17 protein-coding genes are annotated in these 17,882 nt (G+C 60.5%); 11 read left to right on the top strand and 6 right to left on the bottom strand.

Annotated elements, in window-relative coordinates; genetic code table 11:
* Positions 1 to 215: 215 nt before the first annotated feature.
* Positions 216 to 1,358 carry a toprim domain-containing protein gene (locus tag F3J18_RS01730; protein WP_166910961.1) on the top strand — a complete coding sequence of 381 codons (1,143 nt, stop codon included), beginning with the start codon at positions 216 to 218 and terminating at the stop codon, positions 1,356 to 1,358.
* Between the two features lie 95 nt (positions 1,359 to 1,453).
* Complete coding sequence (locus F3J18_RS01725) at positions 1,454 to 1,681, top strand: hypothetical protein (RefSeq protein ID WP_240154473.1); 228 nt, start codon at positions 1,454 to 1,456, stop codon at positions 1,679 to 1,681.
* Between the two features lie 41 nt (positions 1,682 to 1,722).
* Here F3J18_RS01725 and F3J18_RS01720 read toward each other — a convergent pair whose 3' ends face one another.
* The 4 genes from F3J18_RS01720 to F3J18_RS01705 all read right to left on the bottom strand — a co-directional run bounded on the left by F3J18_RS01720 (position 1,723) and on the right by F3J18_RS01705 (position 3,597).
* On the bottom strand, positions 1,723 to 1,977 hold the full coding sequence (locus F3J18_RS01720) for a hypothetical protein (RefSeq protein WP_166910959.1): 255 nt from the start codon (positions 1,975 to 1,977) through the stop codon (positions 1,723 to 1,725).
* Positions 1,974 to 2,129 (bottom strand): hypothetical protein, encoded by a 156-nt coding sequence (locus tag F3J18_RS01715; protein WP_166910957.1) that lies wholly within the window; start codon positions 2,127 to 2,129, stop codon positions 1,974 to 1,976. The genes F3J18_RS01720 and F3J18_RS01715 overlap by 4 nt, the downstream gene beginning before the upstream one ends.
* A gap of 118 nt (positions 2,130 to 2,247) precedes the next feature.
* Complete coding sequence (locus tag F3J18_RS01710) at positions 2,248 to 2,583, bottom strand: hypothetical protein (RefSeq protein ID WP_166910955.1); 336 nt, start codon at positions 2,581 to 2,583, stop codon at positions 2,248 to 2,250.
* 9 nt (positions 2,584 to 2,592) lie between these two features.
* Entirely contained in the window at positions 2,593 to 3,597 is a 1,005-nt protein-coding gene (locus F3J18_RS01705; RefSeq protein WP_166910953.1) for a PRTRC system protein D, read from the bottom strand.
* A 1,444-nt stretch (positions 3,598 to 5,041) separates the two neighbouring features.
* Between F3J18_RS01705 and F3J18_RS01700 the strand changes: the two genes are divergently transcribed.
* A complete protein-coding gene (locus tag F3J18_RS01700; protein ID WP_166910950.1) occupies positions 5,042 to 6,184 on the top strand; it encodes an integrase domain-containing protein in 1,143 nt (380 codons plus the stop codon).
* Between the two features lie 838 nt (positions 6,185 to 7,022).
* Here the strand turns inward: F3J18_RS01700 and F3J18_RS01695 are convergent.
* Together F3J18_RS01695 and F3J18_RS01690 are read right to left on the bottom strand one after the other, a co-directional pair.
* Positions 7,023 to 7,694: a Lar family restriction alleviation protein gene (locus F3J18_RS01695; protein ID WP_166910949.1), complete on the bottom strand. Its 672-nt coding sequence runs from the start codon at positions 7,692 to 7,694 to the stop codon at positions 7,023 to 7,025.
* A gap of 579 nt (positions 7,695 to 8,273) precedes the next feature.
* The gene (locus F3J18_RS01690; RefSeq protein ID WP_166911093.1) at positions 8,274 to 9,479 is read right to left on the bottom strand and encodes a DUF1173 family protein; all 1,206 of its coding nucleotides are present in this window, start codon (positions 9,477 to 9,479) and stop codon (positions 8,274 to 8,276) included.
* A gap of 1,185 nt (positions 9,480 to 10,664) precedes the next feature.
* Between F3J18_RS01690 and F3J18_RS01685 the strand changes: the two genes are divergently transcribed.
* The 8 genes from F3J18_RS01685 to F3J18_RS01650 all read left to right on the top strand — a co-directional run bounded on the left by F3J18_RS01685 (position 10,665) and on the right by F3J18_RS01650 (position 17,804).
* On the top strand, positions 10,665 to 11,666 hold the full coding sequence (locus F3J18_RS01685) for an N-6 DNA methylase (protein ID WP_166910947.1): 1,002 nt from the start codon (positions 10,665 to 10,667) through the stop codon (positions 11,664 to 11,666).
* Between the two features lie 273 nt (positions 11,667 to 11,939).
* On the top strand, positions 11,940 to 13,619 hold the full coding sequence (locus F3J18_RS01680; protein WP_166910945.1) for a PRTRC system ParB family protein: 1,680 nt from the start codon (positions 11,940 to 11,942) through the stop codon (positions 13,617 to 13,619).
* A gap of 73 nt (positions 13,620 to 13,692) precedes the next feature.
* Positions 13,693 to 14,145: a PRTRC system protein E gene (locus F3J18_RS01675; protein ID WP_166910943.1), complete on the top strand. Its 453-nt coding sequence runs from the start codon at positions 13,693 to 13,695 to the stop codon at positions 14,143 to 14,145.
* Positions 14,146 to 14,153: 8 nt separating this feature from the next.
* Positions 14,154 to 14,372 (top strand): PRTRC system protein C, encoded by a 219-nt coding sequence (locus F3J18_RS01670; protein WP_166910941.1) that lies wholly within the window; start codon positions 14,154 to 14,156, stop codon positions 14,370 to 14,372.
* Positions 14,373 to 14,471: 99 nt separating this feature from the next.
* Positions 14,472 to 15,611 carry a PRTRC system protein F gene (locus F3J18_RS01665; RefSeq protein WP_166910939.1) on the top strand — a complete coding sequence of 380 codons (1,140 nt, stop codon included), beginning with the start codon at positions 14,472 to 14,474 and terminating at the stop codon, positions 15,609 to 15,611.
* A 17-nt stretch (positions 15,612 to 15,628) separates the two neighbouring features.
* Positions 15,629 to 16,354, top strand: coding sequence for a PRTRC system protein B (locus F3J18_RS01660; protein ID WP_166910937.1), 726 nt, complete (start codon positions 15,629 to 15,631; stop codon positions 16,352 to 16,354).
* Positions 16,351 to 16,986 (top strand): PRTRC system protein A, encoded by a 636-nt coding sequence (locus F3J18_RS01655; RefSeq protein WP_166910935.1) that lies wholly within the window; start codon positions 16,351 to 16,353, stop codon positions 16,984 to 16,986. The genes F3J18_RS01660 and F3J18_RS01655 overlap by 4 nt, the downstream gene beginning before the upstream one ends.
* Complete coding sequence (locus F3J18_RS01650; RefSeq protein ID WP_166910933.1) at positions 16,986 to 17,804, top strand: PRTRC system ThiF family protein; 819 nt, start codon at positions 16,986 to 16,988, stop codon at positions 17,802 to 17,804. Before F3J18_RS01655 ends, F3J18_RS01650 begins: the two co-directional genes overlap by 1 nt.
* Positions 17,805 to 17,882: the final 78 nt, after the last annotated feature.

The following is a 17,882-nucleotide window of genomic DNA, read 5'->3' as shown; positions in this document are numbered from 1 at the left end:
CCTGTCTCAGGCATCGAAAACCCCGCAGTCCAACTGGAGAAATCCTTGAACGTGAAGTGCTTTTCGCTTTCGTCCTACCCGGAGTTGTCCGTGTCGCGTCAATCCGACGTGATGTTGGAGACCACTGCGGACGAAAGTTTTGGTGACCCATCTGTGCTCGCCATCCGAGTGATGGCCGCACGCGTTTCCGCCTTCGGGCGGATGGAGGACGAATCATGCGCGAGCTGAAGAAACTGGTTCTCGCGAACCTGGACTGGCCGAACATCTTTCCCCACTACATCGACTCCCGATTTTTGAGTGGGAAAGGGCGGTGGTGGACATGTCCGATTTGCGAAGGGGAGGAGACTTTCCGAATTTTTCCCGCCGAGAGAGACCCAAACGGCGGGTGGCATTGTGCACGTTGTGTGAAGGGCGGCTCGGGCGTGGAACTGATCCACGAAGTGACGGGCAAGCCGTATCGCGAAATCTACTACGAGCTCGAGACTGGCAACTACCACGGGGGGATTCCTCCCTCGGTAGTGCGCAAGGCCAGGCCCGTGATGGTCCGGCCTGAGAAAAGCGACGAGCAGAAGCGTCGTGAGTTGCAGGCCGCGTGGGACGGCGCGGCTCCGGTGGCTGCCGACTCTGCAGTTTGGCGATACCTGTCTAGCAGGATCCCCGGGCTGCAGGTCGACTGGATCGGTCGCGACGTGCGCTGTCATCCCGGGATGCCGTACATCGATGCCTTCGGCATGAAGCAGGGAACGTTTCCCGTAATGCTTCAGCGTGCCCGATCGAGGGAAGGGAAACCGATGCGGATTCATCGCACCTACCTGACGCGCGAAGGCGAGAAGGTTCCATTTCTCACGAAAAAGGGAACGTCGAGAGCGAAGCTTGAGATGAGCGCGCCAACTGGCAGCTTCGGTGCGTCGGTTCTGCTCAATACGAGGCGGTCTCGCACGCTTGCACTCGTCGAAGGCGCGGAAACGGGTTTTGCGGTGGTCGCCAGTTTCGAGAACCGCATTGAAGTACGTTGCCTGCTGAACTGCGGTGGTCTCGAGCACGCCGACATCACCTGGGATGACTACGACCACGTGATCATCTACGCCGATCGCGACAAGCTTGACCAGCGACGCGGCTATCGACCAGGCGAGCATCACGCGAACGTCCTTGCTGAACGCATCCGCAAGGGGGGAAAGCGCGTTTCGATCGTTAAGTCGGTCGTCGAAGGCGTGGATTTCTGCGATGTGTGGAAGTTGCAGTATCAGCGGCGGGAGCAACAGCGTGACCTTGTGCGCGCCAAGCAACTGGCGCGCGAAGAAACGCGGAAGCTTAATCTGACGCGGATCCGCGGTGGCGGGATGCACGCTGCAATGTGACGTTGACGCCGGCGATAGCCGGCGTTTTCTTTTTCTTACCCGGTGGGGACACGTCCCCACTGGGCCGTGTCGCGCCGTGCTACATCACGAGGTGAATGATGGGCTCGTTTCGACTTGTGCTGGATGAGTTTGAGATCGTTGAGGTGCCGGTCTCGTCATCTGTTGAAGGTGCTGCGGACTTCCTTCAAGGTCCCCGCTTCGACGTGATCGATCGCCTGCTGGAAGGTGAGGATCGGTACGTCTTGCGGGATGAACCCTTTCAACCGGCGGTCGACTTCTGTATGGCTTGGCTCGAAGAAAAGGCGAAGAGCCGACAGCACTAAACATGGCGACAGGCGGCTTCCTTCGGGAAGCCGCTTTTTTTTCAGTCGCGCGAGACGAGCAGCGCCAGCAGGAGCCCGAATTTGACCAGATGCCAGACACCGCCGGCCCAAAACGTCCCGATCCCGCCGACGAGGAGAAGCAGAAAGGCGAGGTCGCCGACGCCCCGGTTGTGCAGGAAAGCGCCAAAGGCGAAGGTCACCGAATACCCCAAAACAAGGAGAATGCGGCGCACGATAAACGGAAGTGCCCGGAACCCCAAAACCATAGTCGAGATAGTGCTGGTGATTCCGTTCATTTGTTGCCTTGGCCCTTTGCCGCGCGGGCGTGCCATGCCTTGACGAAGTATTCAGCGGCAATCGCGGTCGCGGCAATTGCCAGCCAGAAGTAGGGGGACGCGAGTTTGTGAATCAGTTCCCCGTTGCGGATCCATTCGATCAGTTCCAGCACTTTCTTCTCCTTGTTTTTCGGTGCAGGGCGCCAAACGCGTCGTGAACACCGTCCTCGTATCGCTATTTTCTCAGGTTTGTCAGGAAAGCTAGTTGGGATTCGGCGAGCTGCTTGCGCGTCACGTCCACGCGCCGAGCTGGTCGTGGAGCGCGTCGTCGAAGCTGGTTCGGTCGTTGGTACCGTCGCCTACGCGGAGCACCCTCAATTCGTCGTTCTCGGGCGTACTAACCGGGCGTACCGGTACCTCTTGCCGAGGCGTGGGTGAGGTTACTGCGGCCAGCGGCGGCGGGACTGGCGCGACTTGCCCGATCAATTCTGCCCGCAACGCCGATTCCGCCAATGCTTTGAGCACGGCGGCCCGTCGGCGGGCCGAGGCGCACGAGCTCAACCGCTCGAACAGCAGCGGCGACACGAGCTCGTTGATCGTGATGGTCATCTCGATCTTGTCGCTCATGCCGGCTCCTTAACGCCGCTCGCGGGTGAGACTGGACTCACCGACCAGGAGAAAGCCTCGCACGTTCGCCAGACACGGCGCGTCGATCACCTCGATCAAGACGCGCGGGAACGCGCGCCGGATGACAGCCGCGTAGAGCGCAGCGCCTCCGCCTGACAGGATAATCGACCGGACGTTCGCCAGGCGACCGACGTTGTTCTGCATTTCCTTCACGACGCCGGATATCAGTGGCTGCGCCATCTCCAGATAGGGCTCGAGGTCGATGTCCGAGCCATAGAAGAAGAAGGGCTTCTTCTCGCGCAGCGCTTTGTCGATGCGCTCGATGTCCTCGACTGCATCGCCTTGGTCGCGCGCGATCAGGGCGGCGATCCGTTGGTAGATCTGCGACGCGCCTCCGGGCATCCCGCCGCTGCGCTTGTCGTCCATCGTGAAGCCATTCGCGTAGACCCAATCGGTGGTGAAGTAGCCCACGTCGACAACGAGGTGTTCGACATCGCGACCAAACCCACCTTGACGGTTGCTCGAAGCGAGCACGAGCGATCCGAGGGGTTGGGGGATCACCATGACCTTGTCGATCGTGACGCGGCCGGCGCCGAAATCCACCTGCCCGGTGAAACGCTCCTTGAGTTCGGCCGAATACTTCTTCATGTTGTGAACCGGCAGACCCAGCACGAGTCGCTCGATGTGGTCGACGCCGGCGAAGTGAATCGCGCCGAACAGCAGCGCGGCATAGTTGGCGGACAAGACATAGTCGTCCGCCAGTGCGCGGCCGGTGTGGCCGTATGCGGCCGTCAGCGAGACGTCGGGGCCGACCTCGTATTCGACCTGGTCGACCACAATGGTGGCGACCGTGCGTGCGGCGAGGACGCTTTCGCCGTAGCCGGCGATTGCGCGGCTCGCTGCCAGTGGCGCCAGGGAAGGGAACATGCCGGATGCGACGGCGTTGTTTGCGGCACGGTGCGCGTATTTCGTATTGCCGTAGCCGACGTCGATAGCAAAGACTGCAGTTTTCAAGGGCGACTCCTTCGGTCGATAGGTTGAAATGGAAGGCACATGCTCGAACCTGTTCCCGGACAACGAGGCGGCATCGGCAAAATGTCCTAGATAAAGTCGGACATTGAGATTCGCTGCCGCCGAAGTCGGAGATACGGTGGGAGATTGCTCGAACGAGTCGTTCAAACTCCCGGATAAAGTCCGAGATTGCGTAATTCAGTCTATCGAGCGCGCAGCGAAGTCAAGTTTTGGAAAGCGGCGCGCTTCCCGCCAGCTTTCGCGCGGTGGAAGGTGACATCTCGGCATATTCTTGACATCACCTACCGCGTCATCGACGCATCGAACTCGAGCGCCAGGCGCTCACGCCCCTCCTTCTGGCCCGCCTTGGGCCTCCCGCGCAGTGAAATGACCGGGCCGCACTTTGATGCGGCCTTTTTCTGAAGCAAATCAAGTACACAGTGGTCCACCTTGAGGACCCCTGGACAGTGCGATATCCATACGATTGGCGGTGGTTTGCCGCAATGGGACGCAATGAGGACATGTGGACACCGGACACCGGACAGTCCACGCGTCCTCGCTTGCGTCTGCTCACGCCCTTTCAGCGAACGAGCTGGGTGCGTTCAGGAAGCCCGATACACCGCGGCCGACGTGAACGTGCTTGGGGGCGGGGGAAGCCTTGCGAACCGGAGAGACCGGTGTCGCGATTCCCTGATTGGAAGACCGAACGGTAGGCGCAGCCGTAACAGAAATGCGCAACAGGAATTGCCCGGCACATAGCCCGGCGCCGGCGACCGCGAGGTTGGTCGACGCCGAGACGCGAACGCGTCAGGCTGGCAGGGTAGCCACGAAGCTGACCTGGGCGGAGGGACTTCGCGCAGCGCGTCCGCTACACGGGCGCGAAATGATCGGCGGAGGGCTTGCGCGCAGCGCGGGCCGCGTCAGTCACGGCAGCAGAATGGACAGTCGGATTGCATGCTCTTCCCATGCAGCGGGCTGATCGGATGGAATCGCTAAAGGACAGGAAGCAGCAGGACCGCGCCGGCGGATACTGGCGAAGCCGATCGCGTTAGCGATGGGCGGGGTTGAACCGCACGGCGCGTCAGGTAGGGACGCACGCCGGGCGGTAAAGGTGTACGTCTATGGGGCGTCGAGAAGACTGCGGAACGCTTCAGGGCAGCTGACGCGGGGATAGTCCGCGCGGAGCGGTGATTGCTGGCGCAGCGGAATAGTCCGCGCACTGCCTACTCGCTGCGGACGTGTCCTTGACGGCGTCGCTCTCCACCCTACGATGGGATCGCGGATACAGGTGGCCACGTTGCCCGGGATGGGGTCCTTGGATCCGCATAGCGCGATCGATGGCCCGACGCAGCGAACCTATGCAGCGCTCGGCACGATTAATTGACGACAGTGATTGGCGGCGGAATTTCGCCAGGTGAATGCGGCATCCGCCGCAAGGAGTAGAAGGATGGCTGCGATCCTCAACGTTCGAGCTGTTGTGGGCCGCTATCGACTGTTGCCCGAATTGCGCGACGCGCTGCTGGTGCTGTTCGACCAACACGTTGCCGAGATCCATAGCACGACGCGGATCAGCAAACGCGCGCTGTCGATCAAGACTCAGGAATACCGAGCGACGTCGATCTGCAAGGCGTTCGTCGAGTTGCGCGAAGGCGGGTTTGCTGTGCAGACGCCCTGGTCGCTGAGAACCAAGCACGTCGAGTACCTCGTTGGGCGCTGGGTCAAGGACGGGCAGTCTGGTGGCACGATCGAGAACAAGCTCACATACCTGCGGGCCCTCGCGCAGTGGATGGGCAAGGACAATCTCGTCGGTACGCTCGGCGATTACGTTGACCGCCGCGAAGCAGGTCTCGCGCGAAGCTACGTGGCGACCGAGGACAAATCTTGGGCGGCGAATGGCGTCGACGCCGTCGGCAAGATCGAGGAAATCGCGGGGACGTGCCCATGCACGGCGGTACAGCTCAAACTACAGGCGGCCTTCGGGCTACGCGTTGAGGAAAGCTTCATGCTGCGACCGGTGGAGGCCGTGCGGAATCCTCGCACGCTTACGGTCACGCGAGGCACTAAGGGTGGGCGGCCGCGCGAGGTTCCTATCGAGCGGAAGATCGCGATCCTCGAGGAGGCGGCGCGCCTGAGCAACGGGGTCACCGGTTCCACGATCCCAACAGGACGAACGCTGAAGCAGTGGCGCGACTGGTACTACTACGTGCTCGCCAAGCATGGTGTAACGAAGGGCGGTATTGGCGTGACGAGCCACGGATTGCGTCACCAGTACCTGCAGACCCTCTATGAGCAGATAGCTGAGGTTCCCGCACCGATCAAAGGCTCATCTTCTCGTCCGACTCCTGGCGCCCATGAGGATGCGAAGCGTCGGGTTGTCGAGGCGGCTGGCCACAGCCGGCCGTCAAAGGCGAACGCTTACCTTTCGACGTTCGCGCGACAGACGGAACTGAGGAAGGCACTGCCGACGATCGACGAGCTCAACGCGGCGCTGGCGTCTGCTGCCGGCAACAAGAGTCACGCCGCGGCGGCGCTGGGCATTTCGAGGCAAGCGTTATACCGATTGCTTGCTGGAGCTTCGCCGCGCGGGTGATTTAGGTGATGGCGCCGAGTGCAACCCGGGCCGCGCCGGAGCGCTGGCCGTGGCGTGCGCCAAATGCCGTGCGTATGTCGCGACCGCGCGCCAGTAGGCGGCCATTGGACCCTTGCGCCGAGCCCATGCGACTTCTGCCTCCGCATTCGCCTGGCTGCGCAGTTCACGTAGCACTGAAGCAATTGCGCGCCGAGACTCGATGGGAAGTTCGAGAAGTTGGCGCGTCGCGGAGAGCTTCAATAGCGGGTTGATGTAGCCCATTCGGTTCGTTCCCATTCGCTGATTTATGTGAGGTCGGAGCCTCGGTAAGTAATTGCGAGGCCAACGGAGCTAGCGTACCGTCGACCGCCGGAAGTCAAGCGTCTGGGACCAAGTGCCGCCGTCGGAGTCGCGATAACTTCTGGGCCTGGCCGGACACGACACGCGAGAACGGACTAGCGACGCTTACTCGGTGCGCTGGACCGCGAAAGAAGGCGCGGTCCAGCGAATGAGTCTCGATCGTTATCGAGTACTCGAGGCGAGCATTGCAGTCCTGGGAATGGAGCGAGAAATCGCCACTGTAACGGGCACGACGAGCGCTGCGGGCTCGATAAGATGAGCTTGTCTCTCAGGTTCTGGCGACGGCCCTCGGATTGCGCCAGAAACCTCGTTAAGCCGGCGCAAGCCGGCTTTTTTTTCGCATTGCGCGAGTTTTGTGGGCCATGAAGCCGAGCAGGACGAGGCCGAGAAGGCGGGTCGCACGATTCTTTTTCAATCGGCCAATTAGTTCAAAATATCGAAATTATTCGGCGTAGCCGTTTTGGCTAAATTTAGTTCGGTACTAGTTCTCCGCCGGCGATTACCATCGATCTCGATCCGGCATAGCGTCCACAGCGGTCGCGATTCGATCTTCGAAAAGAAAATCTCGATGTTCGTTCGGGGAATAAATCTTCGGAAACTGGATGTAGTCTTCGCCATCAACCTCGATCCACTTTGCCAGCTGCAAGAGCTTTCGATAACGGCTTGCGTCATCGAGCACTGGCGCTATCGGCCAAGTGTCGAACGTGACAATGGTTGCATCGACGATCCGTTGAGCCAACATCTTGAAGATCGGGCCGATCTCGGACCAGTCCCCCTCGGCGCGCGACAACATGTCGAGCACCATCTGCGCGTCACATGCGCCGAGCTCCCTCTCGATCAGGCCCTGGAGATCGCCGCTAGACGCCACTGGCCGGCTCATGCGTCGCATCCATGTCGCTGCGCATCGATTCTTCGCGGCAGTTTCGTCATCGCCGACCGGTTCCCATTGCGTCGACATGCCGCAAGCAGTGCAGTAGATGCAGACCAGTGCCTCGGTCTTCGGTGCTTCCGGCGGACGGGGCAGGACGTCGCCAAGACGTGGCGGGCCGGCGAGATGGCCGAACTGGCCGAAATCGAATTGGTGATTGTCATCGCCATCTACGAGTCGCTGGGACCGGCCGACGGTTGGCCGGCCGCCACAGTGCTCACAGGGATAGAGCTGTTCGATCATTTGTCGGAAGGATGTAAGTTTCTCGTCGCCGGCATTATTGCCGGTTTTTCTCGCCGGTAATACAGAGAAAAGCGCGAGTATTCCTTCCCAAGGATTATCGACCGCATGAGATGCGAGATGCGCGCCGCTCAGTAGCCTGAATGAGAGTCATGAGAGCGGCCGCAGATGCCCCAGAAGCTCCGGTTTTTCCCGATTCTGTGACCATAAGGCCGCCGAAATCGGTAGGAAATACTCGCAGCGCGGATTCTTCCGTATCTACCACCCAGAAGTGCCAGGCGCGTGCGTAGTGCCACCAAGTGCCGGCACGCTCCAGCTCGGTCCACGATGCTCGAAATTCAAGTATCGCGCCGAAATTGGTGAATGCGGCGAATCTCATTCCATCAGCGTCGGTGACAGCGATCGCGATCTGGCGGCCACCTGAGATCGAGTCTTCCCGGTGGCAGGCCATGGAGAGGGTCGGGAATCGCGGACCCCACTGGTCAGTGCGAGAGACTGCGCGTTGGAGGAACAGTGCTTTACCGTGCATGAGAAACGTCCTGGTTGGGGAGATACGTTCATCATGCAAGTCCCGGCGAGAAATCAAGGTAAGACCGACCAGAGCGCGATGGGCGGCAGTTGCACGGTAGCGAGTGCGGTCGTGTCGATATTCCATTCGACGGCCCGAATACATCGCGCGACTCGCAGGCGCTGCTTTTCACGCTTGCGAGATTCATACTCGGCCATGCCGTTCATGCCATAGACCTCGATGTGCGTCGGCGCCGCCGTGTCCGTGAGAACGAAGTCGGGCAGCATCTCTGCCTCCGCTTCTAGACGGATCGGTTTGTCGAAGCTGCGGCCTTCCGCGACGAGACGGTTCGCCATTGCGACTTCGTGGATCGAGTCGCAGCCGATGTAGGTGGAGGAGCAGAGCATTGCCGCGAGATCGACCACGACGTGATGGCCCTTGGCCGTGCGTTCGATCACGAGTATGGCGACGACGCGCGCCGCGCGGTCGCCTTGTGCACGAAAGGCATGCGCATATCGTTTCTCGGCTAGCGCAATCAAATCGCTGCTGCAGTAGTATCGCTTCGCGCTTTGGCGCAAGGAGATGGACCGGCCGTATGGAGTCGTGCCAACCTCCGCGAGTTCACCGATGACCAGGCCACGATGGTTCGTGCCATCACGCTGGCCGACGCGCTGGAGGAACGCGTCGAATTCGGCGTTGATCGCTGCCCGGTCCGCCTCTTGGAATCTGCGCATGACGTGGAGAACGTCTTCTGCAGGTTCGCCGTTGATCACGGCGTCACCGATGCCGGCGAGAATGCGGGCGTTGCACACCCCCCAGTTTCGCGCACGGTCGGTGGTGGACCAGCGGTTGAGCCCGGCAACCTGCCATAGCGTTTGCAGAAAGCCGAGGAGGGGCGCCGAGCGGCGCGACGTAGCGGAGGCGCCGGCTTGCCGAGGCCCCTTGGAAGCACTGGCCACAGTGCGCTGCGTAAGCGCTACGTCCAGCTTCGCTCGCAAGCCTACCGCGGTGGCCACGATGCCCGGCAAGGTCTTGCCCGCGCCGCTGCTGCCTTCGGTCGGGTCCTTGTGGAACGAACAGAAGTGGCGGTCATGCAATGGCCCTTCATCTGGCCAACCGGCGAGGTGAAGCAGACTACCGTATCGGCGGATCTGGAGACGCAGCGGCGCGGTAGTGCCGCGACAGAGGCACTGCGCGTAGCCCGGATTGATCTTCGCGCGCTCGAGCTGGCGCGCGAAGGCTGCGGGGTTTTCCTGGACCTGGTCGAGCGGGATGACGATGCCCGAGAACGAGACCTTGGTTGGCGACGCGTTCGTTGTCGCTGGGCACTCCGATGAGAGGTCCCGGCCGTGCCCTGTGAAATGCTATACGGCGAGCGCGAGCGGTCCGATCCTGGCGTCAAATCTGCCACTATTCCTCCGGTCCGACACTGGTCGCCGACTCTAGCAGCCCGAGCCGTCCGTGCAGATGAGTGCCGTTCGAGCTGACGCGCGCGATTTCGAAGAGGCGGCGGGTCTTGAGGCGAATGGCTGATCGAAGGCGTCATGGTAGGGCTATATCCATTCATCGATAGGTGGATGCGCGAGCCGCGGCGGGATGTACACCTTGCCGGTGTCCTTGTCGATCAGCAGCCAATGTCCGTCGGCGAGACGCCTGACGTGGCAGTGGGGATGCCGCATCTGCATGATTCGCGCCGCGCGCCGTCGCTCGTAGCGCCGGACAGTAGACATCACCAGTCGAACGGTGTTCGCGGCCGCTACAACCAATCCGGCTACCGCCAAGATTGTGAGGTAGGACGAAGCCTCGCTGCTCGCGAGCTGAGCGACCAGCTCGCCGGCAACTTGGCTGAGTGTCGTTGGGGTTGAGCAAAACATAAGGTGTTGCCGTCCGGAACTAGTTAACGTTCGGACCGCGAAGGCTGGCCAGCGCCAGAATGAGGAGACCACGAGGGCTGTCCTCGGATGCGCGTGTGGAGCGAGTGATCATGGTGCTTGTGCCCGGTAGATTCGTCGAAGGCGGCGGATGCGCCCATCTCAACCATGCTGCCGGAGGGGGGGCTAGCAAGGGGCGAAAGCGTACTGGTTTCCTGGTTCTTTTCATCGAACCCCGCACAACCGGTTGCGTTGAACGCCAGGTGCTTAAAAAATAAGCATCGGCCCTCGAGCGTTGCTCGACTTGGGTGGCAGGGACTTATCCACAAGCTTGTGCAGCGTAAATGTGGGTATCTCGCATGCTTGCCCATGTGCATCAAAGCGTACTTGAACGGGGCCGCATTTGGAGGCAGTGGCGTCTGTATCGCGAATACCATCTCCTCCACTTACCGCGTCTACGACGCACCGACCCATGGCCGCACACGGCCTACCTTCTTTACCCCTACGGGATCACTCCCGTAGGGCGTGCTCTCCCGTCATCAATTTGGAGAGCAACATGTCATCATCGATTTTCCGAGGGCTCGAGGTCGCAGCATGAGCCGCAAGAGCGCCGAGAGAAAATTCATGCACGCAGCCGATCCGCACCAGGCCGAACTGGTGAAACTGATCAAGCAATTCGGCTATGCGCATCCGCCGGCCACTGTATTCGCCGATTTCGTCGAGATGGCTGCCATCGCATTGAGCAACCGCGTGGACAAACCGCAGTTCGATACCCGCGAAAAGCGTTACCTGGATATCGTCGGAAAATACAAGCCTGCCGAAGTCCAACTGTTTGCTCGGATGTTCGGGGAGCTCACACTTTCGTTCGAGCACCGGCTTGGTGTCGATGACGCGCTGCCGCCGGGAACATTGCCATGCCCCGGCAACTTGACGGATGTGCTCGGCGAGACCTACATGATGATGGGTATCGGTAACGATCGGGCCGGCCAGTTCTTCACTCCGTACTCAGTCTCGCGACTGATGGCTGGGATCGCTATTGGTGGCCGAAGCGACGTCATCGAGCGCGAGGGGTTCATGCGCATGCAGGAACCGGCCTGCGGTGCTGGCGGGATGGTGATCGCGACAGCAGACGCGCTGCTTTCGGTGGGCCACAATTACCAGGAGACCATGCATGCGACCTGCATCGACATCGACGCACGCTGCGTCCACATGACGTACGTGCAGCTGGCGATGATGCACGTCCCAGCGATCGTCGTACACGGAAACGCGCTCACCGGAAAGGTGTCGGATATGTGGTACACGCCTGCGCACATCCTCGGGGGGTGGCGATCGAAGCTCCGGCTGCGGAGACAGGCAGACGCCATGCGCGAGTTGTTGGCGCTGGGACGGCGCACGGACGACCTGGACCCAGCACGAGAAGTCCAGCCGGCCCCCGAAGGCGAGGGGGACGGCGACCTCGCTGTGGACACGGTTATTGAGGTGCCTACCGCTGCGACCGGAGTTCTTGACGATACCCTCAGTGATCTCTTCGACGCGGCCGTCGAGCAGTCGCGGGGCAGCATTTTCGACGCCGTCGATCAGTTGGCTCTGTTTTAGAACGCGCGGCGGCGCGCCGCTCTTACTCCCCAGGGCCCGATCGTTCGATCGGGCCTTTTTTCTTTCAGGCGACGGAAGCATTTCGATACCCCTCCGGTGAAAGCTAGGTGATTCTTCCGGCCTTTTCGGGAAGGCCGCCAAATTTCAAGCGGTATCTTTTCCTCATCTACTGCGTCTCGGACGCATCGACTCAGCCGGCGGCGCCGGCCCACTTTTTCAACCCCTCGGGAACCTTTCCCGATCGGGGCGGGTTCCCTCTCAGGAGAACTCGACATGCAAGAAGCACCACTTCAGCAGCCCACGATCAAGCTCGGTCGTATCAAGCTGGGTCGAAATCCACGGACATACTTCGACGACGCCAAAATGGCCGAAATGAAGGCGTCTATCTCGACTCGCGGTGTTGATACTCCCGTGATAGTCCGTCCGATCGACGACGGATTCTTCGAGCTGATCGCCGGCGGACGACGCTATAAAGCGGCGCTCGAAACACACGGCGCAGAGTACGACATGCCGGTGAACGTCAAGGACGTCGACGAGGTCGAGGCCGAGGAAATTGCCTTCATCGAGAACATCCAGCGTGACGATATGTCCCCGGGTGACGAGGCCGTTGAGGCGGCACGCCTGCTCGGCCGATGCCAGGGGGATCGCGAAGAAGCCGCAAGACGCATAGGCTGGAGCGTCCCGACACTCAACAGCCGTCTCGCGTTGTTGAACTGCAGTAGCGACGTTCTCGTCGCTCTCAACACGCGCCAGATCCTACTCGGACACGCGGAGCTGCTCGCTGCGCTGTCGAAGGAGAATCAGGATCGGGTCCTCCCCGTGATCATTGCCGAGAAGAAGTCGATCGCGGAAGTACGAAAGCTCGTCGAGAGCGCAGCGTGCTCGCTGTCGGCGGCGATTTTCGACAAAGGTGATTGCGCGGCATGTCAGCACAATTCAGCGATGCAGTCGGAAATGTTCGGCGAGTCCATCGCAACCGGCAATTGCACGAATCGGCAATGCTACAACGCCAAGACCGACAAGCAACTCGACGTGATTGCCGGCAGCTTGCGGGACGAGTTTCCCGCGGTGCGCATCGTGCGTGCCGGCGACAACCACACGCGAGTCCAGCTCGCGATCGAGGGGCCTAAAGGTGTGGGACTGGAGCAGGCAAAAGCATGCAACGCCTGTCAAAACTACGGTGCGGCCGTCAGCGGTTTGCCGGATTCACTGGGGAAGGTCTACCGCGGGCAGTGTTTCGATACCGTGTGCAACATGCGCAAGGTTGCTGCTCGTCTGACTGCAGAAAAGGCATCTGCCAAGCCGGCTGACGTGAAGGGTTCTCGTGCGGGCGCGAAAGCTGCCGGCGCGAGCGGCTTGACGTCTGACGCGAATCCTCCAATTGCAGCGCCCGTGACCATCGTCGCGGAATCCGACCGGGTGAAGCAATATCGCGAGGCGCTTTGGCGCAAGGCACTTCGCAGAGACGTCGGAAAGAACGCGGCGCTTGCGCGACAGTACCTGATCGCGATTGTCCTGTCGGGATACGCGCGCCAGATCAAGGAAGAGGTCTTTCGCTCCGTCTACGAAAAAGTGACGGCCGAGAAGGCACCTCTGTCTGATCTCTCGAAATGCCTCGTGCTCGCTGGCGCCACGTCGGATGAGCAGGCGGCTACGCTGATCACGGGCATGTTTGTCGCGGCCATCGAGGGGCTCGATGTTTCGTATCTCAAACAAATCTGCAAACACCACGATCTCGACCTGACGAAATACTGGAAGCTCGACAAGGAGTTTCTGGAACTCGTCACGAAGGCCGAGATGATGGTGATCGCGGATGAGCTTGGGCTGCGCGAATCGATGGGCGACAGCTTTAAGAAGGTGTTCTCGAAGTCGAAGGCTGATGTCATCGCTGCGTTACTCGCTGTCGAAGGATTCACTTACGACGGCAAGCTCCTGAAGGTTTTGAAGTTCTAAGTAGCGGACGGTATCTCCGTGCCGCATTGACATTTTGCGCCGCCTCAAGCGGCGCTTTTTTCTGGAGATTTAAATGTTCCAAGCACTCGAACCGCTGCTTCGTTCAGCGGAAAAACTCGTGTTGACACTGGCAATGAACGGTGACCAGATCTCCGTGTTTCTGGTGCCGGCCGGTGGAAAGGACGCGATGATGCGGCAGCCCTTGATCCTGAATGGTACGGCGGCGGATCTCGATGAGGGCTTCGCGACAGCCGTCGCCAGCTTCACGGTGGCGCACTGCTCGCTTGGCGAGCAGGTGGCCGCGACCAATGCGATCCTCGAGGCCAATCAACAGACTCAGGCGACGAAAGCGCAGAAGGCCCTGTCGAATGTGTCGAAGCCCCCGACCAAAAATACGAGCGGGGACGGCGACGCGGATGTTGAGGAGGACGAGACTGAAGCCGGTACTGCTGCTTCCTCGCACGACACGACGCCGGCAGCCGGGGAGAAATCTGCCGGCACGGATCTCTCGTCTTTGATCCTGTGAGGTGACCCATGACGATCAGCATTGCAGCAATCATTCGCGAGTTCACTTACAACGGGATGACGCTATTGGACCCCGGTCCCGCGTTCTCGCCGGATCAGGTTCGCGATCTGTACACCGCCCAGTACCCCGAGCTGACGACCGCAGGGGTCGACGGCCCTGCCGTCAAGGGTGAGGTGATGGCCTACAAGTTCGTCCGCGCGGCGGGCGCCAAGGGTGCCCATGCGTAAGGACGCCCTGCTCGCAGCCCTGTCCGATCCGGACAACGGTTTTGACCAACATGAACCGCCCGGATGGGCGGTTTTTTTTCATGATGACGAGGTGGCTAAATGCTGTACGGCACTCCGGGACTTGATTCAGTCCTCGTTGACGGCGCCTGCCCACATTGGGAATCGGCGCGCCATTCAGCTCCCCGAAGTGGATCTGCCGATGGTTTTCTGACCTTGCCGATGCTTTCGGAATGCGTTCCCGTCGCTGCGGTGTATCGATGGCGGACGGAGCTGGATTTGGCAGAGATGGTGAAGCTGCACTTCATTAATGGTCCGCTCCGCGCGGCCGATGTCGAGAACCCGTCCGGCGCGCTGGATGCGTTTAAGCAGGCCTTCAAGGTTTGGTTGGGACGCGTTGGCATGGAAACCCTGAATGTGTCGTATACGCCGGTGCTGCTGGAGCGGGAGGCGGTAGTGGAGATGGTCGAATGCCGCTGCGGTGACGACGAATCGAGGTTGGTTTCACCACTGTACCTCGCGTTGGAAATGGCGGACGAGGGGTTGTATTCGCTCGCTAGGTTCGCGCCAGCGGCCCAGCAGGTTCACCCGTTGTTGCTCTCTTCGGTGATATCGATCCTCGATCAAGTGTCGTGTCGAACGGGACTGATCAGAACGCCAGGATGGTTCCTCAGCCAGTTTTCTCGCTATCACTGGGAGTACAACGAATCAGCGACTGACGAGGAAGCGCTCGAGTGGCTCCGGGAAATGTACGAGGACGACGAAAAGTCGATCCAAAGGCGCCTTCCCAGCGTCGTGCGCCCGCAAGTCTACCCAGATGATGTTCGGATGCCAGCGAAGGTGAAGGGCCGACGATCCAGGTCGTTTCATCTATCGGAGCGCGAGTTGGCGGAGTTGCGCCCGCTGGCGGGCGGCGGGATGGCGAAGGTTTGCGATGAACTCTCCACACTGTCGCGTCTTCTGCGTACTGCGGGCAAACGATTTTTGCTCGGCGATGGGATCGATGGTCAACCGATCTACTCGTTGGCCACCGTGGTCATCGACGAGAACCCCCTCATTTCCGAGCTTCTCGACGATCACTTCAATTATGCCCACCAAGGTGGCGAAGAGACTTACTTCAACGGTTTCATCCCTCTTTCTACTTCCAGCGTCACGGTCGCTCAGCAGTACCGCGATCTCGCGCTCGGCTTTCGGATGCTCAACCATGTCGATCGTTTGCTCGGCGTGTTGGACACCTTTTAACTCACCCGAGGATTCCTATGTCTGAACTTTCAACAGCAGAGCGATCGCGCGCCGTTGAGCTCGAATCTGCAATTCTTTTTTATGCTGGCCGATCCGGCAATCAGTTCGCCACCGTCCATGAGATCGTCCACGATCGCACTGGGCGGCCCGTGATCGGTGCGGGGAGGCCAGTGGATCGCAACGCGTTGCTTCGCGCGCTCATTCAACTGGACCGGAACGCAGCGCCGAAATCGGAGTTCCTGCCCCCGAACGTTCTCGGATTGTCGAGTACCGGGGTCACATGGTGGAGCCCGCCGGCGATGCGCCGGGTGTTCTTCGATTGCAGTGAGTTAGGTGTTAGGTCGGCGGTGGTGCCCCATCCAGGCCTCGTTTTTCAAGCAGCGGCGACCGGGTTTCGTGTGTTCTCAACGAAGACCTGCGAACGGCCATCTGCCGACACGCCACTTTTCGAGCCGCCATACTTCAACACGTGGAACGACGGCCAGATCTGCATCGGCACTGCGAAGGTCCCAGCCCGCATCGAGGTGAAGTCGATCGAGGGGTGGGAGGCGGCATTTTTCGATTCAGCCTTTACTCACCCGAACCACGGTTCCGCGCGCGTGAAGTACAAGCGCGGTGTCTTCGCGTTCTGGCAGGACATGCTCGACGGCAAGTTTGGCGAGAGGTTTCCGCTGAATGCGCTGGTGCCAACGACGTACAAAGTCCGGAAGCTCGTGTGTGGTGCAAACGGAGGTGGTGAATGAATCCGATCGATACAGCGCTTCAGATGTCCTTTCCGACCGTGATGGTACCCAAACACGAACCGGTGCATCCGATGGAACGCTCCGGGGAGCGTCTCCTCATCGCCGCGAACGGGGTGTTTTTGGAAGTCCTTCGACCGTGGATCCGGGCGGTGCGCCGTGTCGCGACGTACCACGAGTCGACGCCGATCCCGTACGGCTCAGTCGATGAAGCCACGGAACTGCGCTGTGGCCCTGTGCCGCCGGAGCTCATTGCGGAATTTCATGCGATGACGCGTACCGCGCTTCCGAACGAGACTGGTGCCTGGATCGTTTGGAAGGCAGCCTCTCGCGAGTGGCGGCTGATTCCTCTGAAATCTTTGTCGCATGGGCCTTCGCATCTCGACTACGACCGGCCAAGTCTGGCCGATGGTGAGTGGCTCGTAGTTGACTGCCATTCCCATGGAAGGGGGAGGGCATTTTTCTCAAACCAGGACGATAAGGACGACCGGTACGATGTGAAGTTTGCATTCGTGCTGGGGCACTGCGACAGGGTGCCGTCGCGCGCGCTTCGTCTCTGCGTGAAGAGGATATTCGAGAATCTGCCGGACGTTCCAGAAGCCTGGGCCGCTGCTTTGGCCAAGGAGGTAGCGTGATGAGTGGTCCCATTCAGCATCGCATTCCGGCTGATATGGTGAATGCGCCGTGGAAAGTAGTGGTTGTCGGCGCTGGCGGCACGGGGAGCGCGTTTCTTCCTAGCCTCGCACGGCTTCATCACGCGATGATTGATCTCGGACACCCCGGTGGAATCGAATGCACGGTGTTCGACGATGACACGGTGAGTGAGACGAACGTCGGTCGGCAGGGTTTTTATCCGTCCGATGTCGGTCAGCACAAGGCCCTGCTTATGGTGCACCGGCTGAACAATCTGATGGGCACGCGGTGGAAAGCGGAGCCGCGTCGGGTCGACTCCGGCGTACGGCTGGTTGCGGACCTCGTGGTTGGATGCGTCGACACGCGGCGGGCGCGGCATGCGATCGTGCAAGCGGCGAAACGCGGGCGAGTTAGGTACTACCTCGACTGCGGCAACGAGACCGATCGGGGGCAGGTGATTCTCGGCGAGCTTGGAAAGGCCCGCCACGACAGGTTGCCGCATGTGGGCGATTTGTTTCCGGACCTGCTGAACGCCCGGAACGACAAGGGCGACGAGATGCCGTCGTGCTCGATGGCTGACGCGCTGCGCAAGCAGTCGTTGGTGATCAACCAGGCGATCTCCGTCCAGGCATTTAATCTGCTTTGGACTCTCTATCGGACTGGGTCGCTTTCTTATTCCGCAGTGTTTGTGAACCTGGCAACGGGCCGAACGAATCCGGTGCCGTTAGACCCCGCAGCATGGGGCCGATTCGGGTATGACGCGCCCGAGCCGAAAAAGCCGAGGGTCCGCAAGTCGAAGGCAGTGGACATGCCGTTCTAGGTCGTCTCCGTTTTTATCCAGCGCCTCCCGATCATTCGGGCAAGCGCTTTTTTTTCGTCCAGAAGAAAGGGGGGCGGT

Source organism: Burkholderia sp. Ax-1720, from assembly GCF_011753035.1.
Lineage (GTDB): Bacteria > Pseudomonadota > Gammaproteobacteria > Burkholderiales > Burkholderiaceae > Burkholderia > Burkholderia gladioli.
This window is presented reverse-complemented; position numbering and strand designations above follow the sequence as displayed.